At 62.1% G+C, this 24,359-nt stretch carries 18 protein-coding genes and 1 pseudogene; 11 read left to right on the forward strand and 8 right to left on the reverse strand.

Features of this window, described 5'->3' with window-relative positions; genetic code table 11:
- Window positions 1–68: 68 nt before the first annotated feature.
- The 3 genes from hrcA to VGU25_11615 are packed head-to-tail and all read right to left on the reverse strand — an operon-like array spanning window position 69 to window position 2,572.
- Window positions 69–1,136 carry a heat-inducible transcriptional repressor HrcA gene (gene hrcA, locus VGU25_11605; GenBank protein HEV2577845.1) on the reverse strand — a complete coding sequence of 356 codons (1,068 nt, stop codon included), beginning with the start codon at window positions 1,134–1,136 and terminating at the stop codon, window positions 69–71.
- 36 nt (window positions 1,137–1,172) lie between these two features.
- The gene (locus VGU25_11610; protein HEV2577846.1) at window positions 1,173–2,006 is read right to left on the reverse strand and encodes an Mrp/NBP35 family ATP-binding protein; all 834 of its coding nucleotides are present in this window, start codon (window positions 2,004–2,006) and stop codon (window positions 1,173–1,175) included.
- Window positions 2,007–2,050: 44 nt separating this feature from the next.
- Window positions 2,051–2,572, reverse strand: coding sequence for an acyl-CoA thioesterase (locus VGU25_11615; protein ID HEV2577847.1), 522 nt, complete (start codon window positions 2,570–2,572; stop codon window positions 2,051–2,053).
- 145 nt (window positions 2,573–2,717) lie between these two features.
- Between VGU25_11615 and VGU25_11620 the strand changes: the two genes are divergently transcribed.
- From VGU25_11620 to VGU25_11640, 5 genes are read left to right on the forward strand one after another with little or no spacing between them, the layout of a single operon-like run.
- The gene (locus VGU25_11620) at window positions 2,718–3,677 is read left to right on the forward strand and encodes a zinc-binding alcohol dehydrogenase family protein (GenBank protein ID HEV2577848.1); all 960 of its coding nucleotides are present in this window, start codon (window positions 2,718–2,720) and stop codon (window positions 3,675–3,677) included.
- An 11-nt stretch (window positions 3,678–3,688) separates the two neighbouring features.
- Entirely contained in the window at window positions 3,689–4,072 is a 384-nt protein-coding gene (locus VGU25_11625; GenBank protein HEV2577849.1) for a tetratricopeptide repeat protein, read from the forward strand.
- Window positions 4,072–4,389 (forward strand): ABC transporter, encoded by a 318-nt coding sequence (locus tag VGU25_11630; GenBank protein ID HEV2577850.1) that lies wholly within the window; start codon window positions 4,072–4,074, stop codon window positions 4,387–4,389. The genes VGU25_11625 and VGU25_11630 overlap by 1 nt, the downstream gene beginning before the upstream one ends.
- Before the next feature lie 46 nt (window positions 4,390–4,435).
- Window positions 4,436–6,007 (forward strand): sigma 54-interacting transcriptional regulator, encoded by a 1,572-nt coding sequence (locus tag VGU25_11635; protein ID HEV2577851.1) that lies wholly within the window; start codon window positions 4,436–4,438, stop codon window positions 6,005–6,007.
- Between the two features lie 60 nt (window positions 6,008–6,067).
- Window positions 6,068–7,165 carry an alginate lyase family protein gene (locus VGU25_11640; protein ID HEV2577852.1) on the forward strand — a complete coding sequence of 366 codons (1,098 nt, stop codon included), beginning with the start codon at window positions 6,068–6,070 and terminating at the stop codon, window positions 7,163–7,165.
- A 171-nt stretch (window positions 7,166–7,336) separates the two neighbouring features.
- Here VGU25_11640 and VGU25_11645 read toward each other — a convergent pair whose 3' ends face one another.
- Entirely contained in the window at window positions 7,337–7,543 is a 207-nt protein-coding gene (locus VGU25_11645; GenBank protein HEV2577853.1) for a hypothetical protein, read from the reverse strand.
- 241 nt (window positions 7,544–7,784) lie between these two features.
- On the opposite strand from VGU25_11645, the gene VGU25_11650 reads away from it, so the two are divergent.
- The 5 genes from VGU25_11650 to VGU25_11670 all read left to right on the forward strand — a co-directional run bounded on the left by VGU25_11650 (window position 7,785) and on the right by VGU25_11670 (window position 14,782).
- Entirely contained in the window at window positions 7,785–8,735 is a 951-nt protein-coding gene (locus VGU25_11650; GenBank protein ID HEV2577854.1) for a DNA-formamidopyrimidine glycosylase family protein, read from the forward strand.
- Between the two features lie 60 nt (window positions 8,736–8,795).
- On the forward strand, window positions 8,796–9,473 hold the full coding sequence (locus VGU25_11655; GenBank protein HEV2577855.1) for a methyltransferase domain-containing protein: 678 nt from the start codon (window positions 8,796–8,798) through the stop codon (window positions 9,471–9,473).
- 68 nt (window positions 9,474–9,541) lie between these two features.
- Window positions 9,542–10,777, forward strand: coding sequence for a VWA domain-containing protein (locus VGU25_11660; protein HEV2577856.1), 1,236 nt, complete (start codon window positions 9,542–9,544; stop codon window positions 10,775–10,777).
- Between the two features lie 43 nt (window positions 10,778–10,820).
- Window positions 10,821–12,989 carry a glycoside hydrolase family 3 C-terminal domain-containing protein gene (locus VGU25_11665; GenBank protein ID HEV2577857.1) on the forward strand — a complete coding sequence of 723 codons (2,169 nt, stop codon included), beginning with the start codon at window positions 10,821–10,823 and terminating at the stop codon, window positions 12,987–12,989.
- Between the two features lie 107 nt (window positions 12,990–13,096).
- Window positions 13,097–14,782, forward strand: coding sequence for a PAS domain S-box protein (locus VGU25_11670; GenBank protein ID HEV2577858.1), 1,686 nt, complete (start codon window positions 13,097–13,099; stop codon window positions 14,780–14,782).
- Between the two features lie 302 nt (window positions 14,783–15,084).
- Here VGU25_11670 and VGU25_11675 read toward each other — a convergent pair whose 3' ends face one another.
- From VGU25_11675 to VGU25_11690, 4 genes and pseudogenes are all read right to left on the reverse strand, one after another.
- A complete protein-coding gene (locus VGU25_11675) occupies window positions 15,085–15,642 on the reverse strand; it encodes an NUDIX hydrolase (protein ID HEV2577859.1) in 558 nt (185 codons plus the stop codon).
- Between the two features lie 36 nt (window positions 15,643–15,678).
- A complete protein-coding gene (gene treZ, locus VGU25_11680) occupies window positions 15,679–17,430 on the reverse strand; it encodes a malto-oligosyltrehalose trehalohydrolase (protein ID HEV2577860.1) in 1,752 nt (583 codons plus the stop codon).
- 37 nt (window positions 17,431–17,467) lie between these two features.
- Window positions 17,468–20,125 (reverse strand): malto-oligosyltrehalose synthase, encoded by a 2,658-nt coding sequence (gene treY / locus VGU25_11685; protein ID HEV2577861.1) that lies wholly within the window; start codon window positions 20,123–20,125, stop codon window positions 17,468–17,470.
- A gap of 131 nt (window positions 20,126–20,256) precedes the next feature.
- Window positions 20,257–22,104 (reverse strand): annotated as a pseudogene (locus tag VGU25_11690) (glycoside hydrolase family 15 protein).
- A 159-nt stretch (window positions 22,105–22,263) separates the two neighbouring features.
- Between VGU25_11690 and VGU25_11695 the strand changes: the two are divergent.
- Window positions 22,264–24,297, forward strand: a complete 2,034-nt coding sequence (locus VGU25_11695) for an alpha-1,4-glucan--maltose-1-phosphate maltosyltransferase (protein HEV2577862.1) — start codon at window positions 22,264–22,266, stop codon at window positions 24,295–24,297.
- Window positions 24,298–24,359: the final 62 nt, after the last annotated feature.

Consider the following 24,359-nt stretch of genomic DNA (forward strand, 5'->3'; position numbering starts at 1 on the left):
CCCCACCGCGCAGCTCGATCTCGAATATTGCTCATCGCTAACCTCTATCTCTCTATGTACAGATGCCGCTAGGAGCTTCGCGGCATCAGGGCGCGCTCCAGCATCTGCGCCACGTAAGCCACGGCGCTCATGTTGCTCGGATAGTTCATGCGCTTGGGCCCGATCACGCCAACCGAACCGAGATTTTCGCCGGCGACGCGTGCAGGCGCGGCAATGAGCACCAGGCCGGCCATTTCCGGCGCCTGCTGCTCGAGGTCGAATACGACGCGCACGGACTCCTGCCGCGTATCCACATAGGCGTTCAGCAGCTCGATGAGCCGCTCCTTGGTTTCGAGCGCGGTGAGCATCTCGCGCAGCCGCTCGCGATCTTCAGGCAGCCCGAGCAGGTTCGCGACGCCATCCACGAAGACCGCCTGGCTGCCCGCCGCAATGCCAACCGTCTGGTTCCAGAGCTGCTGCGCGGCCTCCATCATCTGCTGGTAGGCGCTGCGCTCCGTCTCGATCAACCGCGCCAGCTCCACGCGAATGCGCTCCATGCTCCATCCGCGGAAGTGCTCATTCAGGAACCTCGCCGCGGTCTCTAACTCCAGCATCGTGAGGTCGCGATCGAGCGCCAGCACGCGGTCGCGCACCATGCCGCTGCGCGTGACTACGACGGCCAGCACACGCCGCTCCACGAGACGACTGAAATGCACATGCTCCAGTGTGTCGTGCGAACTCGCGGTCGACATCGCAATCCCAACGCCGCTCGACAGCACCGCCAGCACATGCGACGTCCGCTCCAGCAGCGCCTCAGCTCCGGCAATGCCCGCAAGGCTGTTATCGATGCGCGACTGCACCTCAGCGGCCGAAGGTCCGGTCAGTCGCGCGATATTGTCCTTGCTGAGCTGCTCAACGTACAGGCGAAACGCGCGCGCCGACGGAACGCGCCCCGCCGAGGTGTGCGGCTGCTCGAGAAATCCCTGCTCAGAGAGCTCCACCATCTCATTGCGGATCGTTGCCGAGCTCGCCGGACCCGACGCAAGGTTCTCCAGGCGCGCAATCGCACCCGAGCTCACCGGCTCGCCCGTAGCAATATATTGCTCGACGACCGCCGTGAGAATCTCGCGCTGCCGGTTTGTGATTTCGTTCCGCATGCTTGCGTCCCTAACTTCCTAACTCCTAATTCGTTTCTACGAAATCTCCAGCACATTCTCGCTCTGCGCGGCGACCTGCTCGGCGCGTTCCTTGATCTTTTGCGCAATCGCGGCGAACTCACGCCCGCGCGCCGACTGATCACCGGCCAGCGATGCGGGCAGCCCGCGGTCGCCGCCCTCACGCACCTGCGGGTCGAGATCCACTGACCCGAGAAACGTGATGCTGAACTGCTTCGCCGTCTGCTCGGTCGCACCCGCGCCGAATACGTCGATCACGGTTCCGTCGGGCAACGTCATCTGGCTCATGTTCTCAATCATGCCCAGCACCTCGACGTTCACCTGGTGGAACATCTCGAGCGCCTTGCGCGCATCCTGCAGCGCCACACTCGATCCCGTCGAGACAACGACAGCGCCGGTCAGCGGCACGGTCTGCACCAGCGAAATCACCACATCGCCCGTGCCCGGCGGCAGGTCGACGATCAAAAAGTCCAGTTCGCCCCACGCCACCTGCTGCAGGAACTGCTTGATGATCCCGTGCAGCATCGGCCCGCGCATAACCATCGGCTTGTCGCCCGGCGAGATCAGCCCAACCGACATGAACTTCACGCCATGCGCCGTCAGCGGCTCAATCATGTTGCCCGGCAGCACTGAAGGCTGACGCGTAACGCCAAGCATCGTCGGCACATTCGGGCCGTAGATGTCTGCATCCAGCAAGCCCACCTTGTAGCCCTGCTTCGCCAACGTCACCGCGAGATTCACCGCAACCGTGGTTTTGCCGACGCCGCCCTTGCCCGAGCCCACCGCCACCACATACTGCACGCCCGGAAGCGCCTGCGGTCCCATCGGCTGTCCTGATCCTGTATGTCCCATCAGTCTTCTCTCTACTCTCTACTGTCTACCCTCTACTGTCTGTCTCAAACATGCCACTCGGGAGGAAGCGTCGCGCGCAGTTCCCTGCGCCGTGCCACCTCACCGCTGCGCATCTCGCGCCTGCGGCCCGCATCCTCGAACCGTCGCTTCTGATGCTCGGTCTCCGCGATCACCTGCGGCACCTCGATGCGGTTGCCGCTCGCGTCGACCGCAACGAACGTCAGATACGCCGAAGCCACCTGCCGGAAGCCGCCTCTACGAACGTCCTCCACCATCGCTTTGACGCCGACCTCCATGGAGGTGCGAAAGGCACGGTTCACACTCGATTTGAGGATGAGCAGGTCGCCAACCTTCACCGGCGCCACAAAATCCAGGTGGTCCATCGAAGCTGTGACCGTGTACGCCCGCGCGTGCCGGCTCGCGGCCATCGCGCCAACCAGGTCGATGAACTGCATCAGCCGCCCGCCGAAGAGGTTCCCGATTGCGTTCGCGTCATTCGGAAAGATAATCTCGCTGCGTTCGGACTGGGACTCGGAGACCGGCCGCGCGGCCACACCTTCGCTCATCCTGCTTGCCATACCTCCGCTCAAGTTTCGGGATTTGATCCCTCTCTATATTCTAAATCTCCCGCCAATTCTTCGCGTCCGGCGGCGTCGGCCGCGCATCTCACTCCCGAACACCCACAGTTCCAGCCACTTACAGGAGCCGCCGATGAACGCCGCCCTGGTCGAATCCTTCCAGTCGCCGCCGCGCTACACGCAATTCGACGATCCGCAGCCGCAACCCAGCGAGTCGTTGGTCGCCGTCCTCGCCGCCGGCCTGCACCCCATCGTCAAGGCGCTTGCCAAAGGTTCGCACTACGGCAGCACCGGCAAGCTGCCGTTCGTTCCTGGCCTCGACGGCGTCGGCCGGCTCGACGACGGCCGCCGCGTCTTCTTCGGCGCCTCGCGTCCGCCGTTCGGCTCCATGGCCGAGCGCACCATCGCTCGGCCGCCGTTCCTCATCCCGCTGCCCGACGCGATCCCTGACGCCGCAGCCGCCGCGCTCGGTAACCCGGCGATGTCTTCCTGGGCCGCTCTCGCGCATCGCGCAAAGTTCACCGCCGGCGAAAGCATCCTGGTCCTCGGCGCGACGGGCGTGGCCGGCCAGCTCGCCGTGCAGATCGCGAAGCGCCTCGGTGCCGCACGCGTCGTCGCCTGCGGCCGCAATCCTGAAGCTCTCGCCAAAACCAAATCGCTCGGCGCGGACGCAACCATTTCGCTCGAGCTTTCGCACGACGAGCTCGTCACCGCACTCCGCCGCGAGATCGACAACGGCATCGACATAGTTCTCGATTACCTCTGGGGCGCACCAGCCGAAGCCACGCTCGAAGCCATCGCGAAGAAAGGTCTCAGCCACGCGACCGCGCGCATCCGCTACATCCAGATCGGCAACAGCGCCGGCGCGAAAATCTGGCTGGAAGCCTCAGTGCTCCGCAGCTCTGGGCTCGAGCTTCTCGGCAGCGGCTTCGGCAGCGCCTCCATGCAGGATCTCGCCGCGTCCATCGCCGACTTCTTCGCCGAGGCCGCGCGCAAGCCATTCGAGATCAGCGTCCGAACCTTTCCTTTACGCGACGTCTCCGCTGCATGGAATGAGCCCGACGGCGACGCCCGCTTCGTCTTCGTGCCATAACCCACCACTGGGTGCTCCATTCATCGTGCGTCGTACGCGCGCTGGGTGGGGTTGCGATCACTCCCATCCCACCGCATCCTAAGAACATGGACAAGATCGCCATGCTCACCGACATCCTCGCGCAGCACCCCACCGACGCCTTCGCGCGCTACGGCCTCGCCATGGCCTACGCCGCGGACGGCAAGACCGACGACGCCCTGCGCGAGTTCGCAACGACCATCCAGCACAACCCGGACTACGTGCCCGCCTTCCAGATGTCCGCGCAGACGCTGCTCAAGCTCGGACGCACCGACGAAGCCCGCCAGCAGCTCAATCAAGGTCTTGCCGCCGCCGCACGCAGCGGCAACGCCCACGCCGCAAGCGAGATGCAGGCCATGCTCGACGACATCAGCTGATGAATCACCAATATCAACTCGTTTTTCAGTTTGCGTCCGACGGGATGGACCTTGACGCCTATCTAGAACTGGAGGACGAAGTAACCAACGGCTTGTCTTCTCACCAAGAGGCAGTCGTCGATGGACATGACTTCGGACTCGGCGAATTCAACATTTTCATTCACACCAACACACCGCTAGAGACCTTCGAGATTACCGGTGACCTTCTCGGAAACCTGCGGCCCGAACTGCCATTCGCGGCTGGATATCGTCATTTCGATGAAGACGAGTACAAACCTCTCTGGCCCAAGGGTGCAACATCGTTCCATGTAGCTTGATGCACGGCGAATCCCCGCTCCCGGCGCCACATCTATACTTGTATCTATGCCGCAAACCGCGCTTCCGACCACACTGGGCCAGCTTCGCAACTCTCCTGACTTCACCCCCGACCGCGTCTCGCGCTCGGTCAAGGACGAGCTCCGCGACAATCTCATCGCGCGTCTCCGCCAGATCTCCGGAAGTGCCCGCGGCAATGGAGAAGAAGCAGAATCACTCTTCCCCGGCATCGTCGGCTACGACGACACGGTCATCCCGCAGGTCGTCAACGCCATCCTCTCGCGCCACAACTTCATCCTGCTTGGCCTGCGCGGCCAGGCAAAGTCCCGCATCCTCCGCGCGCTCACCACGCTGCTCGACCCCTACGCGCCCTACGTCGCCGGCTCCGAGATGCGTGACAATCCCTACGCTCCACTCAGCAAGTTCTCGAAGGACCTCATCGCCTCGCTCGGCGATGACACACCCATCGCCTGGATGACGCCCATCGAGCGCTACGTCGAAAAGCTCGCCACGCCCGACGTCACAGTCGCCGACCTCATCGGCGACGTCGACCCCATCAAAGCGGCCCGCTCCGGCCACGAGCTCGGCTCCGAGCTCACCATGCACTACGGCCTGCTCCCGCGCGCCAACCGCGGCATCTTCGCCATCAACGAACTCCCCGACCTCGCCGGCAAGATTCAGGTCGCGCTCTTCAACATCATGCAGGAGGGCGACGTCCAGATTAAGGGCTACCCCATCCGCCTCGAGCTCGACGTCGCCATCGTCTTCTCCGCCAATCCCGAGGACTACACGGCGCGCGGCAAGATCGTCACCCCGCTCAAGGACCGCATCGGCAGCGAAATCCGCACGCACTACCCGGAGTCGCTCGACGAGGCCATCACCATCACCGAGCAGGAAGCCTGGACCGCCCGCAGCTACGCCGCAGACAACGACCAGATTCAGCGCATCCACATCCCGCACTACATCCGCCAGATCGTCGAGCAGATTGCCTTCGTCGCGCGCGAGGAGAAAAAGGTCGACAAGCGCTCCGGCGTCTCGCAGCGCCTGCCCATCAGCACCATGGAGCTTGTCGTCTCGAACGCCGAACGCCGCGCCCTGCTGCACGGCGAATCGCTCGTCGTTCCTCGCGTCGGCGACATCTTCTCCGCACTCCCTGGCATCACCGGCAAGATCGAACTCGAGTACGAAGGCGAGCTCAAGGGCTCCGACGTCGTCATGCGCGAGATCATCCGCCAGTCCGTCGCCACCATCTACGACACCTACTTCGCCGGCGCCGACACCCAGCAGATCGAGCAGTGGTTCAACCTCGGCGGCACCGTCGAGCTCAACGACAAGCAGCCCTCGACGGCCGTGCTCAAGTCGCTCAAAGAAATCCAGGGCCTCTTCGACAAGCTCACACCGCTGAAGCTCCCGAAGAACGCCGAACCCGAGCTCGCCGTCTCCGCAGCCGAGTTCCTCCTCGAAGGCATGACCGCCCACAAGCGCATCTCGCGCTCCGAGGCCCGCACCTTCTCGGCCGGCGAAAAGCGCAAGCGCGTCGAAGACGCCGCCAACCTCGGCGAGCGCATGCGCGAACGCGAGCGCGAGGCATTCAACCGCACCCGCCGCGGCTTCAACTAAAGCGGTAGCAAGATTGCTGAGCCGGTCGCCCTGCGCGCAGGGTAAGATTTTCTCGTCACCATGACGACGAAAATCCCCGCGCTCTCGGCCCTCGTCCTCGTCCTCACCGCTCCCCTCTCAGCCCAAAAGATCTCCAACCCTGCCGCCTCCGTACTCGACGCCTCCGCGCGCCAGGCGTTTCTCAAGTCCACCGATAACAGCCTCATCCGCGATGCCGTCGCGCACCTCGGCTCGTGCACGGCGACGCCGCTCGTCGCCGCGCCCATCGGCCCCATGCAGATTCCGCACCACTACATGCATGGGTCGAACGGCCCCATTAATCCAGCCGAAGCCGAAGCCACCCACACCTACGGCGAGTTCGAGCACCGCATCACCTCCGGCATGAACCGCTGGGTCGCCACCGGCAACGAAGCCGAGGCCCAGTGCGCGCTCTCGCAGCTTGACGCCTGGGCACAAGCCGGCGCGCTCACCAAGTACGACCCGAAGGAATATTCGCAGTCTTGGTTCCAGGCCGAGTGGACACTCTGCTCCGCCGGCATCACCGCCTCCGTGCTCAGGCAGGATCCGGACCTCGACGGCGCAATGCAGCAGCGCGTCGCCAACTGGCTGAATCACGCCGCGCACCAGCTCATCTCCTACGAGAAGCCCGGCGAGCTCGGCAACAATCACCACTACTGGCGTGCGCTCGCCGCTACTTCCATCGGCGTGCTCTCCAACGACGACGACCTCTTCCGCTTCGGCGTCGACACTTTTAAACAAGCCGTCAGCCAGGAGGACAACAACGGCGCCTTCCCGCTCGAAATGGCTCGCCACGAAAACGCCATCCACTACCAGGCCTTCGCTCTGCAGCCGCTCATCATGATTGCCGAATTCGCCGAGCGCCAGAACGTCGATCTCTACACCGTTACTGACCACGGCCGAACCATCCGCAACGCCGTCGTCTTCCTTGGCCAGGCCATCGCCGATCCCGCAACCGTCAAGCAGTACACAACCGACGAGCAGAAGACGAACTTCAGTGCCGGCGACATCGCGGAGCTCGACTTCTACGTCGCGCGCTTCGGGCCGGCCGGCATCCCGTCGTCGCTCACCGCGCTCCTCAGCCATCCCGCTGCCGCAACGCGCATCGGCGGCAGCGCCACCGTGCTCGCGGCCAAATAATCGCGCGAATAAATCCACGCAATAGAAAGCGGCGCAGAAGATAGGACATCATCTTCTGCGCCGCTCTTTGAGCCCGCGTTGCTGCTGCGGGCCGGCTTGCACAGCCGCGGTCTCAGCACCGCGCGCCGGCGATATCGTCAAAACCTGTTACGCGTTACTTCTGAATCTCACCTATCTCTTATCGCTGCCGCCGGAGCTCCTCGAGCCGCTGCCGCTCTGCGATCCCTGTGATCCTTGCGAGCCCTGTGAGCCCTGTGAGCCCGTTGATTTACCCGACTGTTGAGAGGTTGAGCTACCCATACCTGACTGGGTGCGGTTCGGATCCTGGTTGCTGCCTTTGTTCTTCTGCTGCTCCATGTTCCGATCGTTTGTCGCCATAGTTTCTACTCCTCTTCAGTTGCGAGCGGCCTCATCGCCGCCACTAGTAGGACATCACCTCCCATAGCAGCGTTGCCCGCATTTTTATTGGGTTTTTCGCCAGGATTCACATCCAGATTTCAACCTTATAAACTCCATCTCAGCACCATTCAGCGCAGATTCTTCCAGCAATGTCTCCGCACTGAATCGGTGATGTTGCAGCTAAAAAGCTTAGCGCGAGTATCCTTCTTTCACCGGTCGCATGCCTGAGCTTCCCGACATCACGGCGTATCTCACTGCGCTCACGCCACGCGTCGTCGGGCAGCGCCTTGAAGAGCTTCGCATCGCCAGCCCGCTTCTTCTCCGCACAGCCGTGCCACCAATCCAATCCATTGAAGGGAAAGTAGTTCAAAGCCTTCGCCGCGTCGGCAAGCGCATCGTCTTTGTGTTCAATCCCGAGGCCAGCGCCGAAGCGAACATTGATGAGATCAAAGATCCTTTGTTTCTGGTTCTGCACCTCATGATCGCCGGCCGTCTGCACTGGCGCGATGTCATATCCGGAGCACGACCCAAACTCGGCGGCCGCAACAATCTCGCATCCTTCGACTTCCCCAACGGCTCGCTCGTCCTCACCGAAGCCGGAGCCAAACGCCGCGCCTCGCTGCATCTCGTTCACGGCGAAGCGGCCCTCGCCGCGCTCGACCCAGGTGGCCTCGACATCTTCTCGCTCTCACCCGAAGCCTTCCGCGCCGCGCTGTCTGCCGAGAATCACACGCTGAAGCGCGCCCTCACTGACCCGCGTGTGCTCTCCGGCATCGGCAACGCCTACTCCGACGAGATCCTTTGGGCCGCGCAGCTCTCTCCGCTTGCACAAACGCAAAAGCTCAACGCAGACGAGTGGCAGCGTCTCTACACCGCGACACGCGACACACTGCAAATCTGGATCGGCCGCTTCAACGCCGAAGCCGCAAAGAAATTTCCTGAGAAGGTCACAGCCTTTCGCCCAGAGATGGCCGTGCACGGCCGCTACAACCTTCCGTGCCCGCGCTGCGGCACGCCCGTCCAGCGAATCCGCTACGCCGACAACGAAACCAACTACTGCCCCACCTGCCAGACCAGCGGCCGCGTCCTCGCCGACCGCTCGCTCTCACGCCTCCTCGGCTCCGACTGGCCTCGCACGCTCGACGAGCTCGAAGCCCTGAAGCGCAAATAGCCGCATTCGAATCTCTTATCAAAATCGCCGAAACCATCAATACACCTTATCCTTCTAATCATGCGAGCGAACAACAGCCGCGCCGTCTTCGATGCCACCGCCGCCACCTACGACCGCGACCGCATGAAGCTTATCCCGGGCCATGAAGCCTTTTACGCTGCCGCGCTCGAGCTCATTCCAACGGACGCGCTTCGCATCGTCGAACTCGGCGCGGGCTCCGGTCTCTTCTCCGCCATGCTGCGCGCCGCCTTCCCCGAAGCGCACCTTACGCTCATCGACTTCTCCGAAAACATGCTCGCGCTCGCACGCAATCGTCTCGGTGAAGATCCCCACATCATCTACAGCCTTGCTGACTACACCACCGAACCGCTGCCCGCGAACTCCGACGCCATCGTCTCCTCGCTCTCCATCCATCACCTTGAAGACGACCGCAAGCGCGCTCTGCTGCCGCACATCTTCACCGCGCTCCGTCCCGGCGGGCTCTTCATCAACGCCGACCACATCGCCGGCCCCACCGCCGAGCTCGAAGAGATGTACCAGCTGCGCTGGCTCGCAGACGTCCGCGCGCTCGGCGCCACCGAGCAGCAAATCGCCGACTCACTCTTCCGCCAGCAGGAAGACCGCCGCACTCCGGTTGCCGCGCAGCTCGCGTGGCTGCGCGACGCCGGCTTCACCAACGTCGACTGCTGGTACAAGCACTCCAGCTTCGCCGTCATGAGCGGTACCCGTCCGCGTTGATTCCGTCAGATTCCGGAATCCTCGCCCGCGCGCCGTCGTCTAATCTGTAGAGACCAGACGGCGCGCGTATGAAGCTGACCCGCTACACCAAGTTCACCGGCGACCTCTCCACAAGCTTCGACCTCGAAGACCTGATGGAAGCCCTGTCCGATTTTTTCCTCGACTCCGGCTTCGAAGATCCCTGGTCGCAGTTCCCCAACGCTTCCGACTCCATGGAAGACCTCCGCGACGCCATCCGCCAGGCGCTCGACTCCGGCGAGCTCCTCGACGAAGATGCGCAGGAAAAGTACGAAGCCCTCCCCGAAGAAGGCAAGCAGGAGCTCGTCGAAAAAATCATTCAGCGCATGAAGGACGAGTCCTTCCTCGACGCCGAATCGCCCGAAGATCAGCCCCAGAGCCCCGGCCAGCAAGCCCAGGGCAACGCCGAAGACGCCCGCTTCGAAGTCACCGACAAGGCCATGGACTTCCTCGGCTTCAAGGCCCTGCGCGACCTCCTCGGCCCTCTCGGCAAATCATCCCTCGGCCGCCACGACACACTCTACGAGGCCGCCGGCGTCGAGACCAACGGCTCCTCCAAGCCCTACGAATTCGGCGACTCCCTCAACCTCGACATCGCCCAGACACTCAACAGCGTCTTCGCGCGCGAAGGTCCGCCGAACTCCTCCGGCACACTCAACCTCGAATACTCCGACCTCTACGTCCAGCAGGCCGACTACCAATCTTCCTGCGCCACCGTCGTCCTGCTCGACTGTTCGCACTCGATGATCCTCTACGGCGAGGACCGCTTCACGCCCGCCAAGCGCGTCGCCATGGCGCTCTCGCATCTCATCCGCACCCAGTACCCCGGCGACCAGCTCTCCCTCGTCCTCTTCCACGACTCCGCCGAAGAGATCGCCATCTCGCAGCTCCCGCGCGTCAAGGTCGGCCCGCACTACACCAACACCCGCGAAGGCCTCCGCGTCGCCCAGCGAATTCTCCGCAGCTCCGGCAAAGACATGAAGCAGATCGTGATGATCACCGACGGCAAGCCCTCCGCGCTCACGCTCGACGACGGCCGCATCTACAAAAACGCCTTCGGCCTCGACCCCATCGTCATCTCCGAAACCCTCGAAGAGGTCGGCCGCTGCAAGCGCTCCAACATCATGATCAACACCTTCATGCTCGCGAACGACTTCCAGCTCGTCCAGTTCGTGCAGACCATGTCCGCCATGTGCCGCGGCAAGGCCTACTTCACTACGCCGCAAACACTCGGCAACTATCTCCTCATGGACTTCATGTCCCGCCGCTCCAAACACATCAACTAACTCGCGCTACCATCGTGTGGACAAAACACACGAGGTCACAAGCGTGTTCAAAATCCTCCCCGCGTTCACCCTCGCGCTCGCCCTCGCCGCATCCGCACAACAGCCGCAATATCCCTTCCGCGATCCATCCCTCCCGACCGCCAAACGCATCGACAATCTTCTCTCCCTCATGACCCTCGACGAGAAGATCGACTGCCTCGGCACCAACACCGCCGTGCCCCGTCTCGGGGTCCCCAACTTCGGCAGTTCCGAAGGCATCCACGGCGTCGTGCAGCGCGGCGGCCGCGGCCGCGACGCCATACCAACTACGCAGTTCCCACAGCCTCCCGGCCTCGGCGCAACCTGGGACCCGGCGCTCATCCAACAGGCGGCCGGCGTCGAAGGCTACGAAGCGCGCTACATCACGCAGACGCCGAAGTACAACCGCCAGATCCTTATGCTCTGGGGACCGCAGGCCGACCTCGCGCGCGATCCACGCTGGGGCCGCAGCGAAGAGGTCTACGGCGAGGACCCCTTCTTCAACGGCACCATGGTCACCGCCTTCATCCACGGCCTGCAGGGCAACGACCCACACTACTGGCTCTCCGCCTCGCTCATGAAGCACTTCCTCGCCAACTCCAACGAGGACCACCGCGACAGCTCATCCTCCAACTTCGACGACCGCCTCTTCTGGGAGTACTACTCCGTCCCCTTCCGCATGGGCTTCGTCGACGGCGGCGGCCGCGGCGTCATGGCCAGCTACAACGCATGGAACGGCACGCCCATGGCCGTCAACCCCATCCTCAAATCCATCGTGATCGACCAGTGGCACGCGCTCGTCATCTCCTCCGACGGCGGCGCCGTCCGCCAGCTCTGGTCCGCGCATCACGCCTTCCCCGACCAGAAGGCCGCCGTTATCGCCTGCCTCCACGCCGGCATCAATCAGTTCCTCGACACGTACAAAGACGAAACTCACGCCGCCATCAAAGAAGGCTCCGTCACTGAAGCTGAGCTCGACACACTCCTCCGCCGCAAGTTCGAGGTCACACTCAAACTCGGCCTCCTCGACCCACCTGACTCCAACCCCTACGCACGCATCAACGCTGAACACGAACCTGAGCCGTGGAACTCCGCGCACTCCCACGAAATCTCCCTCCGCACCGCGCTCGAATCCATCGTCCTCCTCAAAAATTCCAACAACACTCTCCCGCTCGACAAGACAAAACTCCACTCCATCGCCGTCATCGGCCTGCTCGCCGACTCCGTCCACTGGGACTGGTACGGCGGCACTCCTCCCTACGCCGTCACACCACTCGCCGGCATCAAGGCCGCGGCCGGACCTAACATCAAAATCAACTACGCCTCCACCGAAACAGGCCAACAAGCCCTCACCGCAGCGAAGGACTCCGACGTCGCCATCGTCTTCGTCGGCAACGACCCCACCTGCGGCCCCGACATGGCGCACGACTGGCACGCCACCGTCGACGGTGGCGGCACGCTTCCCTGCACCGTTCCCTCCGACGGTCGCGAAGGCCGCGATCGCGAATCCCTCACGCTCGAGCAGGAACAGCTCGTCAAGCAGGTCTTCGCCGTCCAGCTGCACACCATCCTCGTCCTCATCTCCAGCTTCCCCTACACCATCAATTGGTCGCAGCAATACGTCCCCGCCATCCTGCACATGGCTCACAGCTCACAGGATGAAGGCACAGCCATCGCTCGCGTCCTCTTCGGCGATTACAACCCCGGCGGCCATCTCGTCGTCACCTGGCCCAAGTCCATTGACCAGCTCCCGCCCATGATGGACTACGACATCCGCCACGGCCGCACCTACATGTATTTCAAAGGTGAGCCGCTCTATCCCTTCGGCTTCGGCCTTAGTTACACCACCTTCAAGTACTCCAACCTCCACACGAGCGTGCCCGCAGATGGCTCATTGGACGTCGCCGTGGATGTCACCAATACCGGCTCGCGCGCTGGCGATGAAGTCGTCCAGATTTACGCGCATTGCCTGCACTCCTCTGTGTCCCGTCCGACACAGCAGCTCATTGGCTTTCAGCGCGTTACGCTTGCGCCGGGAGAAACTCGCTCCGTCGACATCCCGATCAAGACCTCGAATCTCGCCTATTGGAACGAAAAGCTCAACCGCTTCGTCCTGGAAAAAGAGCCCATTGAGCTCCGCGTCGGAGACTCCTCGCACAACATCCTGCTCCGCGCGCGAATCCAACCTAAGTAGACTCCTCCTTGAGCCTTGCTGCGCCCGGCTTGGCAGTATGCTTCAAAACGAAAGGGCCCGATGCTCATCCACCCACATCCCGCGCACGACGATCTCTGCGGGGCAGTATGGCTTTGACCTTTAACGGCCCCGATTCTTTGCACCAGAAGCTCGAGCTCGTGGCGCACACCGGCCTGCTGCTCGCTCGCAACGCCCAACTTGAAGCGATTACGCAGCGCGCAACGGACGCCGCGCTGCAACTCACAGGCGCGGAGTTTGGTTCATTCGTCTGTAATCAGTCCACGCCGCACGCCGGCAGTTACGTCTTCTACACCGTCTCCGGCACTGGCACAAACCGTTCGTCCACCTTCCCGGCTCATGCCGCGCTGGCCGCTCCGCTCAAAGATCGCACCATCATCCGCTCGCGGGACATCGGCCGCGACACCCGTTTCCGCGGTCCGATTCCCGGTGACGGCCTCCCGCACGAAACCCGCACCATCCGCAGCTATCTCGTCGTTCCAGTCCGGAACCTCACCGGCGAGATCCTCGGCGCGTTCGTCCTCGGCCACGAAGAACCCGACGTCTTCGACGAAACCGCCGAGCTCCTCATATGTACTCTCGCCTCGCAGACCGCCGTTGCGATCGAAAACGCCCGCGCCCGCACACTGCTCTCCCGCCAGATCGGCGATCTGGACCGCGTTCACGCCCAGATGAACGTCGACGCCAAGCGCCTCGGCGAGCTCGCCGCCATCGTCGAGGGCTCCGACGACGCGATCATCAGCAAGGACCTCGACGGCGTCATCACCAGCTGGAACAAAGCCGCGCAACGCATCCTCGGTTACACGGCCGACGAGATCATCGGCAAGTCCGTCCTCACGCTCATCCCCGAGCATCTCCAGGGCGACGAGCCGGTCATCATCTCCAAAATCAGCGCCGGTGAGCGCATCGAGCACTTCGAGACCGTTCGCCGCACCAAGTCCGGCGAGCTCCTCGACGTCTCTCTCACCATCTCTCCCATCCGCGACGCGAGCGGCCAGATCGTCGGCGCCTCCAAGATCCTCCGCGATTTCTCCCACCGCAAGCGGATCGAAAACTCGCTCATTCAGGCGGAAAAGATCGCCGCAACCGGACGCATGGCCGCCACCATTGCGCACGAGATCAACAATCCGCTCGAGGCCGTCCTCAATCTCCTCTACCTTATGCGCCCGCTCGTCGAGGGTGACGGTAAAACCTATCTCTCGACGGCCGAGATCGAGCTCAATCGCGTCGCGCACATCGCCAAGCAGACGCTCGGCTACTACCGCGAGCACAGCTCCGCAGTCTGCATCTCTCTCGCGCAGCTGGTCGATCACGCACTCGCCGTCTACAGTCCGCGCTGCTCCGCCTACAACATCGAGGTCGAACGCTGCGTCGATAGCTCCGCGAAGATCGTTGTTCGCCGCGGCGAGATGATGCAGGTCATCTCCAACCTTCTCGCGAACGCCATCTACGCCATGGGCGAGGGCGGCCGTCTGTCCGTTTGTCTCACCGACGTTCAGACGCCAGCTCCGGGCGTCCTGCTGACCATCGCAGACAACGGCGTCGGCATTCCCCAGGAGAATTTGAGCAAAGTTTTCGAGGCCTTCTTCACTACCCGCCTGATGATTGGAACCGGCATAGGCCTCTTCGTGGCAAAGCAGTTCGTCGAGGGCCACGGAGGCCAGATCGGGATCGAAAGTAGCACCGATCCCGAAAAACACGGCACAAAGGTCTCCGTCTTCCTTCCCCTGCACACCATCTACGAAAAGACCCTCGATCCCGCCCCCATCGCCTGACCTCGGACCCGCCAAAAATCCTGTCAAGCCCCGAATCCCGTGTAAACCCTCGCATCCTCAACAAAACGCACGCGTTCTGCCGTGTACAGATCCGCGGAAATAATTACGCTCAACTCGATAAAATAGAACAATAAGACTTCACAGCTACGGGTGGGCGGCCAGCCTGTGTCGCTTCCCCCTAAGTCTCTGATTCCAGATACTTTGATTTTTAAGCCTATTAGAATCAAGACTTTGCACACAAAGTCCAGACCTAAGTCCAATCTTCTGAAGACTTTGCGCAAATTCACCGGGGGAGGGGGCACCTACCCCCGATCCCTCCACACCCGATAAACGCCCCAGGCTGCGGCCGAGCAGTTATCCATCACCCGCCCGTCCAGCAGCATCGCCTCAAATTCGCTCACGCGGACGCGATGCACCGTCATGTCATGCTCCTCCGGCTCGCGCTCATGCTGTCCCTCGGTCAGCCCTTCGGCCAGGAACACATGGTGTAGCTGCCGCATAACGCCATAGCCGATCCAGAGCTTCGCCAGCTCGGTCATCCGCTCGGCGCGCAGGCCGGTCTCCTCGCGCAGCTCCCCGCGCGCCATCTCCTCCGGATCAACCTCTGCCTGCTCCCACCCACCCTGCGGCAGTTCGAAGTAAGTTCCCCCCACCGTGTACCGGAACTGCCGCACCAGCCACAAAAAATCTCCATCAGCAGTACGCTCGATCGGAATCACGATGCAAGCAGGATCCTTATCCACGACACCGTAGATTCCGCGCTGGCCGTTTGACCGCTCGATGACATCCTCGCGGACACTCGTCCACGCATTCCGATAGACCTCTCGACTGCTGATGGTCCTGATGACCTCGTCCGCCACGTCAGATAGCTCCTGCCTCAATGCTACCTGCGCGACTCACGATTCCTCGGTCCGTTCGAGGATCGCGAGGCTCATCTTCGGCAGCGCTATCTGTCCGGCCGAGAGCACGGTCCCCTCGCTCGAGCTCAATCGCACCTTCTCGCCGCCGAGCATATCCGTCTTCACAGGTGTGTCGCCAAGGTTCGCCAGGATGCGCACCTTCCCGCGCTGCATCACCAGCGACTTGTCCTGCTCCCGGCACGCCACCTTGAGGTGGCCGAGATCACCGTCGTTCAGGCTGACGGTAGTCCGGCGCAATCGGATCAGCTGCTTCACCCAGTCGAGCATCTTCTGGTGATTGCCCTCGTGGATTTCACTCCAGATCAGCTTCGAGCGTTCGAAGGTCTCTTCAGCTTCGGGATCGGGAATCGATGACTCGTCCCACCCGAAGGCCGCGAAGTCACGCTTGCGCCCCTCGGAAACCAGCCGGCGCATCTCCTCCTCCTCGTGATCCGCGAAGTAGAGGAACGGCGACGAGGCGGCGAACTCCTCACCCATGAACAGCATGGGAACGAACGGAGCCGTGAGCACGATGCCCAACGCAACCTTTGCCGCGTCCATGCCGACAAGATGCTCCAGCCGCTCTCCGATAGCGCGATTGCCGACCTGATCGTGATTCTGGATGTAGCCAAGGAAGTGATGCGCGGAGAGCCCGTCCACGGGACGCCCGTGCCGGTGGTCGCGATAACGCGAGTGGATTCCGTCGTAGACAAACACGTGCTTGAGGCTCTTGACGAGATCGTCCATCGTGCCGAAGTCGTCGTAGTAGCCGCGACCCGGGTCGCTCCACAGCAACGTGAAGAGCGAGTGGTGGAAGTCATCGCTCCACTGCGCGTCCATGCCATAACCGTGCGCCTCGCGCGGGCGCACAAACTTCGGATCGTTCAGGTCGCTTTCCGCGATAAGAACGAACCTGCGACCGATCGTCGCGCCGATGCGCTCGACCTCCGCCGAGAGCTGCTCCATGAAGTGCACCGCGGAGCGGTCGATGAACTCGTGCGTGGCGTCGAGGCGGAGACCATCGACGTGATAGTCCTTCAGCCACATCAGCGCGTTGTCGCAGAAGAACCTGCGGACCTCATCGCTTCCGCTCTCGTTGAAGTTTACTGCTGCGCCCCACGGCGTGTGGTACCGCTCCGTAAGATACGGTGCGAACTTGTTGGTGTAATTCCCTACCGGGCCGAAGTGGTTATACACGACGTCCAGAATGACCGCGAGGTTCTTCGCGTGGCAGGCGTCGATGAAGCGCTTGAATCCGTCAGGACCGCCGTAGGGTTCGAACGGCGCGAAGAGGAAGACGCCGTCGTAGCCCCAGCCGCGCTGGCCGGCGAACTCATTGATCGGCATCAGTTCCACGTGGGTGATGCCGAGATCGACGAGGTAATCCAGGTGTTCGATCGCGCTGTCGAAGGTTCCCTCTTTGCTGAAGGTTCCGATGTGCAGCTCGTAGAGGATCGCGGCTGAGAGCGGAGGCGAGTGCCAGTTTTTGTCCGTCCATTGGAAAGCGTTTTGGTCATATGTGCGCGAGAAGGAATGCACACCGCGGGGCTGCCACGCACTGCGCGGATCGGGATACGGTGTAGGGTCGTCATCCACCAGAAAGGCATAGTCGGTACCGGGCCCGACGTCCTGCACGGAGACGCACCACCAACCCGTCTGGTCCGGTCCTTCCATAGCGAGCGGCTCGCGATTCACTAATTGCAGCTTCAGCTTCTCGGCGCGGGGCGCCCATATCCGGAACTCTTGCATCGACGTTTCCTCGGTCTCCTCAGGCTGTTCAGATGCGTCAGCGCCCGTGCTGGCTGCGCCGCTCGCGGGTTAGCAGTGACACAGGAAAAACCGCGAATAAATTTTCAATTTGTTGAAGACCTTCAAAGTTCTGACCGGTGAGGCAGTTCGTCCAGCGGCCTTCCGGCAACTCGAGCGTCGTTTCATCCCACGAAGTTCGGGACTGCGTCCAGCGAGGAACGACGGTCAGGATGTCGCCAGCGCGGGTGTAGGCAATGACGCGGTCCGCGTGCGGGCCCTGCGCCTTGCAGGGTCTATACGGTGCCTCCGGACCGAAGCTGTGCGCGCGCTCGCGGCGGAGCCAAAGGGCGTGGTGAATCACCCAGAGCTTCGGCAGTCCCTCGTCCATACGCTGCATCACCTGCTCGGCGGTCATGGAACGCATCTCCTTGAGCAGTTTGCGGCGAAGATCGTAATCGACGGGTCTGCGATTGTCAGGGTCGACAAGCGAGTGATCCCAGAGCTCGGCGCCCTGATAGAGATCGGGCACGCCAGGTGAGGTGTACTTCAGGAGCGTTTGCGCGAGCGAGTTAACGCGGCCTGCGTAGTTGATCTTGTTTACGAACTCCTCGAGCTCCGAGATGAATTTCACGTCGCCGAGAAGTGAATCAACAAATTTGCGCAGCGCCTCTTCATACTCGTTGTTCTGCGAGACCCAGCTGGTCCTCAGCTTCGCCTCGCGCATGGCCTTTTCCATGTAATTCCGCAGACGCTCGGCGTTTATGGGCCACGCACCGATGATCGTCTGATACAGGAACCATTCGGTGCCGCGATCGATGACGCCGCCGGAGGTGTAGCGCGCGTTGTGGCGGCTCCAATGCTCGGCGAGCTGATGGAACTCGTCGGGAACTTCCGAGAGCACCGCAAGACGCGCGCGCACATCGTCGCTGCGTTTTGTGTCATGCGTGCTGAGCGTGGTCATCGTCTGCGGAAAGGTCCGCTGCGTCGCTTCGTTGTAGGTGTGGAAGTAGTCGAGCGAGAATCCGTCGCAGTCAGGATCTCCGCCAACTTCGTTCATCGCCGTGAGGCGATTGGAGCAGTAGAACGCAGTGTCTTCGACGCCTTTGGCCATTACCGGACTGGTGAATTGCTGGAAGCGGTAGACAAACTCGCGCTCCTTTTCGCCGCGGACCCTGAGCGTGAGTACATCGCGCATGAAACTGAACAGCAAGCCATCGATGTCCTGGCGATTGTCGTTCGCGCAATGAGTTGCACGCGCGATGATGTTGATGTCTTCGTCGGTGATCTCGTCGCGATCAGGAACGACGTAGGTGCGATAGATCGCGAAACATGCCGCAACCTCACGGATGGCCCGGCGGATCTCGGCGCGCGTGAAGTCGCGATATTCACGGCTGGATTCGCAGATCTCGACGAAGAGGCTGGCGAGACGATTGACGTCACTGCCGAGAGCCTCCTGCGCGACGTTCATCTTCTTGTCGTGCGCCACGACGGGGTATGGCGTCGTGTCGCCGGTGTATTCCGCGTAGTACTCGCCGAGCTGGTTGAGGCCATCAGGCTTTACGAGCACGCCCAGCGCGACGTTCAGGAAGTCGTAGCCGGTGGTTCCTTCGATGGGCCAGCTCGCGCGCAGCCACTCGCCGGGCTCGAGGATCTTCTCGCCGATGATCCATGCATCAGGGGCACGCTGGCGCAGACGTTGGAAGTACTGGAGCGGGTCGCGAAGCCCGTCGGGGTGGTCAACGCGTATGCCATCGAGCACCCCATGGTGTAGCCACTTGAGGATGAGCGCGTGTGTCTCTTCAAAGACATACTCGCGTTCGACGCGGAGACCGATGAGCGTGTTCACATCGAAAAAGCGGCGATAGCCGAGCTGCTGATCGGCAGTCTTCCAGTAGGCAATGCGGAAGTGCTGCTGCTCAAGGAATGCATGCAGGGTATCGACGTTTTCGTTCAGCTCGCGCACAGCGCGATCCACACCGTCGCGCACACGGTCTTCTTTGAGGAGCCGCCCCAGCAGGCTGTGCAGCACGACCTTATCGCGATGGCGCGCAAGAACAGTGCGGCGATCCGAGAACTCTGCGACAGGAAGCCGGCCGTAGCTTGCCGCGAGGAAGTTCAGTGTGTCGCTCTTGGCATACTCGGCGGCGAGATTGAGCAGACCGGAGAGGCTTTCGGGCGCGACAGGGAGCGTCTGGCCGGAGGCTTTGACGACGAAGGTGGCGCCCTGGCGTGCGAGGACGATGCCTCCCCTGCTCAGCACACTGCCGTACTGGTCTTCGAGGATGGGGACGAGCACCTTGTCGCGCAGGCGTTCTTCGTTGGGGTTCCAGTCGATGTCGAAGAAGCTGTCGTAGCGGCTGTTGTGTCCGTTCTCGAGGACATCGTGCCAGTAGCGGTTCTGCTCGCCAAGGCTCATGTGATTCGGCACAATGTCGAGCACCTGGCCGAGACCGACCTCGCCGAGACGCTTGCAGAAACGGGCGTGGCCTTCTGCGCCGCCGAGCTCTTCATTGACGCGGCGATGATCGACGACGTCATAACCGTGCATGCTGTTGGGTGCAGCCTGCAGATAGGGCGAGCTGTACACGTGGCTGACACCGAGCTCGCGAATGTAGTCGGCGACGGCCGAGGCGTCGTCAAAGGTGAAGCCTTTGTGCAACTGCAGCCTGTAGGTCGCGCTGGGCACTCGCTTCACGGGTGTGGAATCTCCTTTACAGATCTGCAACAGCGTGCAGGCCACAGTTTTGGTGTCAGGGTTGGAGATCTAATTGCAGTCTCTCTCCCGATAGAGTCGCTGGGATGCGGACGAGGTTGCATCCGCGAGTGCTAGAGGCTGGGCGAGTACGGTTCAGGTTGCCATTGGCCGGACACTGTAAACGCCGCGTGCGCCAGTGCGATATGCGAGAGGGCCTGCGGGAAGTTACCCAGCATGCGGCCGTTCTTCGCATCGTACTCCTCGCTGAGCAAACCGACATCATTGGTGAGTGAAAGGAGACGCTCGAAGAGGCGCGTTGATTCGTCCTTGCGGTTGATGAGCCAGAGGCAGACGACGAGCCAGAAGCTGCAGGCGAGGAAGGCGCCTTCACAGCCGCTGAGGCCATCCTTGGTCTTTGCGGCGTTGTAACGCTGGACCAAGCCATCCCTCATGAGGTGCTTCTGGATGGCGTCGATGGTGCCGATGATGCGGGGATCGTCGGGCGGAAGGAAGCCGACGAGCGCAAGGCGCAGGCAGGAGGCGTCGACGTTGCTGGAACCGTAGCTTTGCGTGAAGGAGTTGAGGCGTTTGTTGAAGCCTTTTTTGCAGATTTCAGCGTGAAGCTTGTCGCGATTCTTGCGCCAGCGTTTTACATCGCCGGCGCCGTCGTAGTGTTCGTGATGCTTGATGGCGCGGTCGAGCGCGACCCAGGCCATGACCTTGCTGTGCACGAAGTGCTTGCGTCCGCCCCGAACCTCCCAGATGCCTTCGTCGGGAAGGTGCCAGATGTCGCAGAGGTGATCCATGAGGTAGCCCTGCAGATCGGCTGCGGGCACGCGGATGTCGTCTGTAGCCTCAGGAGTGCGGGCGAGCGCGGCGCTGACTTCGCCGTAGACGTCGAGCTGAAACTGTTCGGAGGCGGCGTTGCCGATGCGGACGGGCTGCGAACACTCATAGCCGGGCAGTCAGGCAGCCTCCCACTCGATGAGCTTGCGCTCGCCGCCGATGCCGTAGAGGGTTTGGAGCTGATCGGGGTTGCCGGCGATGGCGCGGAGAAGCCAGAGCCGCCAGCCCACGGCTTCGTCCGTGTAGCCGGCGCGCATGAGGACCATCAAGGTGAAGGCGGTGTCACGCAGCCAGCAGTAGCGGTAGTCCCAGTTGCGCTCGCCGCCGATTTCCTCGGGAAGGCCTGCCGTGACGGCGGCGACGATGCCGCCGGTGGGGTGGTAGGTCATCGCTTTGAGCGTGAGGAGCGAGCGCTCGACGATGTCTTTGTAAGGACCGTCGTATTTGGAGCGGCCGATCCACTCGCGCCAGAAACTTTCAGTGTCATTGAACGCGTCGTCGACGGGGACGGGTTCCGGGACCTTCTCGATCGAACTGGCATAGGTTAGGACGAAGCATTGTTGATGGCCGGCGCGGAGGGTGAACTCGCTGACGGTGGTGAGGCGTTCGCCGTGGAGCTCGGCGGCCTTGGAGCCGGCGCAACTGCTGCGAAGCACGACCATGTTCGGGCCGGCGACGGCGCGGATTTCGTGGTCGGCGCTGGTGACCCAGGGAACGGTGAGGCCGTAGTCGAAGCGCAGCGCGAGCTCCATGCGGATGGCGACTTTCCCGCGTGTGCAGCGAAGGATGCGCACGACGTCAGAGTGTTTGCCGCGGGGCGGCATGAAATCGGTGAGCAGAAGCTCGCCGGACGCGGTGGTGAAGGTGGTCTCGAGGATGAGGGTGCCGGGGCGGTAGCGGCGCTGAATGGCGGTAATCTTGTCGCGCGGGCGAAGGCTCCAGTAGCCGTTGTCCCGCGTGCCGAGCAGCGCTGCGAAGCAGGCTCCAGAGGCGAAGGTAGGCCAGCAGAGCCAGTCGATAGAGCCCTCGCGACTGACGAGCGCGGCGGTTTCGAGGTCGCCGATGACGGCGTAGTCCTCAATGCGCGCACCGTGGAGAGGTTTGCGGTCGTGCTTTCGAAACCACTCTGGCAAAGAAGTCTCCGTTTCGCGACCTCATGCAGGTTTTTCGGGCTTGCGCTCACGAGTCTGCAGTTTCTGCTTCTAATGAGGTTGGATGCAGGCCGGCCCGAGGGCAACCGCGGGCGAGTTAGACTGCAACGGCAGATTGATTTTTTTGACGGAGGCCGCAGCATGAAGCCAACCGAGGGACGCCGGCGCGTTGTGATCGAAGAGGTGCAGCCAGTGGTGGATGGCGGCAGATATCCGGCGAAACGCGTGATCGGCGATGTCGTGGGGGTGACGGCGGCGATCTTTGGAGATGGACACGACCATGTCGCCGGGCGCGTGCTGTACAGGCACGAGAGCGAAAAGGAGTGGTGCGAGGCCCGTTTCGAGCCCTTGACCAATGATCTCTGGCAGGCACGGTTTCCAGTGGACCGGATTGGCGCGTGGAGCTTCACGATAGAGGGATGGGTGGATCACTTCGACACGTGGTCGCACGATCTGGTGAAGCGGTTGGATGCGCAGCCGGACCCGAAGGAGCCGACCGCGCAGGTGACGCCGCAGGATATTCCGCTGGCGCTGCGGATTGGAGCGAACCTGTTGGAGGCGGCGGCGGATCGGGCGGAGAAGACAGATGCGGCTGATGGAAAGAGGCTTACGGAGGCTGCGGCGCAGTTGCGCCATCTGGCGGATGCAAATCTGCCTTACTATGACTCGCCCATAACGCCGGAGCTGGAAGCGCTGGTGAGAAAGTATCCGGATCTGAGCTTTGCGACGAAGCTCGACCGCGAGCTGCCGCTGTGGGTCGACCGCGAACGAGCACGATTCTCCGCGTGGTATGAGCTGTTTCCGCGGTCCTGCTCGCCTGTGCCGGGGCAGCATGGAACGTTTCGCGACATGGAAGCGCGGCTGCCGGAGATTGCGGCGATGGGCTTTGACATCTTGTACATGCCGCCGATTCATCCTGTCGGCGTGCAGTATCGCAAGGGCAAGAACAATTCGGTGAAGTCGGACCCGGAGGATGTGGGCAGCCCGTGGGCAATTGGCGGCGCGGAGGGTGGACACACGGCGCTGCATCCGCAGCTTGGCACGATGCAGGATTTCGAGCACCTGGTAAAGGCGACACAGGCGCATGGGATGGAGATTGCGCTGGACATTGCGTTCCAATGCTCGCCCGATCACCCGTGGGTGAAGAACCATCCGGATTGGTTTACGATCCGGCCGGATGGAACAATCCAGTATGCGGAGAATCCGCCGAAGAAATACCAGGATATTTATCCGCTGAACTTCGAGACGAAGGACTGGCGCGGGCTGTGGGATGCGCTGTATGGCGTGTTCAAGTACTGGGTGGATCACGGTGTGCGCGTGTTTCGCGTCGACAATCCGCATACGAAAGCGCTGCCGTTCTGGGAGTGGTGCATCGCGGAGATACGGAAGACGCATCCCGAGGTGATCTTCCTGGCGGAGGCGTTTACGCGCCCGCATGTGATGTATTCGCTGGCGAAGGGTGGCTACACGCAGGGGTATACGTATTTCACGTGGAGGACGACGAAGGGCGAGTTGCAGGACTACTTTGAAGAGATTTCGAATCCGCCGGTGTCGGATTTTTTCCGCCCGAACGTGTGGCCGAATACGCCGGACATTCTGCATGCGCAGTTGCAGGAGCCCGATCCGGTCAAGCGGAGCGCGGTATTCCAGTTGCGCGCAGTGCTTGCGTCCACGTTGAGTGCGAACTGGGGAATTTATGGGCCAGCGTTCGAGCTGTGCGAGTGGCGGCCGGCGAAACCTGCTCCGGGCAAAACTGGAAGCGAGGAGTACCTGGACAGCGAGAAATATCAGATTCGAGAGTGGAACCGAAGTGCGCCAGAGTCGATTGCTCCGCTGATTACGAAGTTGAACCGCATCCGGAAAGAGAATCGTGCGCTGGAGAGGAATGAGCACCTGGTGTTTCACGACGCACCAAATCCTCAGCTTCTTTGCTACTCGAAAGCGACGGCGGATAAGAGCAATGTGATTCTGGTGGTGGTCAACCTTGACCCTGCGACTGAGCAGACGGCGTGGCTGGATTTGAAGTTGGATGCGCTGGGGCTGCCGTGGAAGGGCAGCTTTATGGTTGAAGAGCTGTTGACGGGCGCGACGTATACGTGGAACAACCAGTGGAACTACGTGGCGCTGCGGCCGTGGGAGATGCCGGCGCATGTGTTCCGCATTGTGAGGCCCTGAACACACGATTCGGCAAGCGCTGCATCCAAACGCAGAAGATGAACTGTTGAAAGGCACGAGCA

It is taken from the genome of Acidobacteriaceae bacterium (genome assembly GCA_035944135.1).
In the GTDB taxonomy this organism is placed as follows: domain Bacteria; phylum Acidobacteriota; class Terriglobia; order Terriglobales; family Acidobacteriaceae; genus Granulicella.

Bases quoted from the DNA above. Each gene is read 5' to 3' on its own strand.
- hrcA (HEV2577845.1), bottom strand. From the start codon at position 1,136: ATGCGGAACGAAATCACAAACCGGCAGCGCGAGATTCTCACGGCGGTC.
- VGU25_11610 (HEV2577846.1), bottom strand. From the start codon at position 2,006: ATGGGACATACAGGATCAGGACAGCCGATGGGACCGCAGGCGCTTCCG.
- VGU25_11615 (HEV2577847.1), bottom strand. From the start codon at position 2,572: ATGAGCGAAGGTGTGGCCGCGCGGCCGGTCTCCGAGTCCCAGTCCGAA.
- VGU25_11620 (HEV2577848.1), top strand. From the start codon at position 2,718: ATGAACGCCGCCCTGGTCGAATCCTTCCAGTCGCCGCCGCGCTACACG.
- VGU25_11630 (HEV2577850.1), top strand. From the start codon at position 4,072: ATGAATCACCAATATCAACTCGTTTTTCAGTTTGCGTCCGACGGGATG.
- VGU25_11635 (HEV2577851.1), top strand. From the start codon at position 4,436: ATGCCGCAAACCGCGCTTCCGACCACACTGGGCCAGCTTCGCAACTCT.
- VGU25_11640 (HEV2577852.1), top strand. From the start codon at position 6,068: ATGACGACGAAAATCCCCGCGCTCTCGGCCCTCGTCCTCGTCCTCACC.
- VGU25_11645 (HEV2577853.1), bottom strand. From the start codon at position 7,543: ATGGCGACAAACGATCGGAACATGGAGCAGCAGAAGAACAAAGGCAGC.
- VGU25_11650 (HEV2577854.1), top strand. From the start codon at position 7,785: ATGCCTGAGCTTCCCGACATCACGGCGTATCTCACTGCGCTCACGCCA.
- VGU25_11655 (HEV2577855.1), top strand. From the start codon at position 8,796: ATGCGAGCGAACAACAGCCGCGCCGTCTTCGATGCCACCGCCGCCACC.
- VGU25_11660 (HEV2577856.1), top strand. From the start codon at position 9,542: ATGAAGCTGACCCGCTACACCAAGTTCACCGGCGACCTCTCCACAAGC.
- VGU25_11670 (HEV2577858.1), top strand. From the start codon at position 13,097: ATGGCTTTGACCTTTAACGGCCCCGATTCTTTGCACCAGAAGCTCGAG.
- treZ (HEV2577860.1), bottom strand. From the start codon at position 17,430: ATGCAAGAGTTCCGGATATGGGCGCCCCGCGCCGAGAAGCTGAAGCTG.
- VGU25_11695 (HEV2577862.1), top strand. From the start codon at position 22,264: ATGAAGCCAACCGAGGGACGCCGGCGCGTTGTGATCGAAGAGGTGCAG.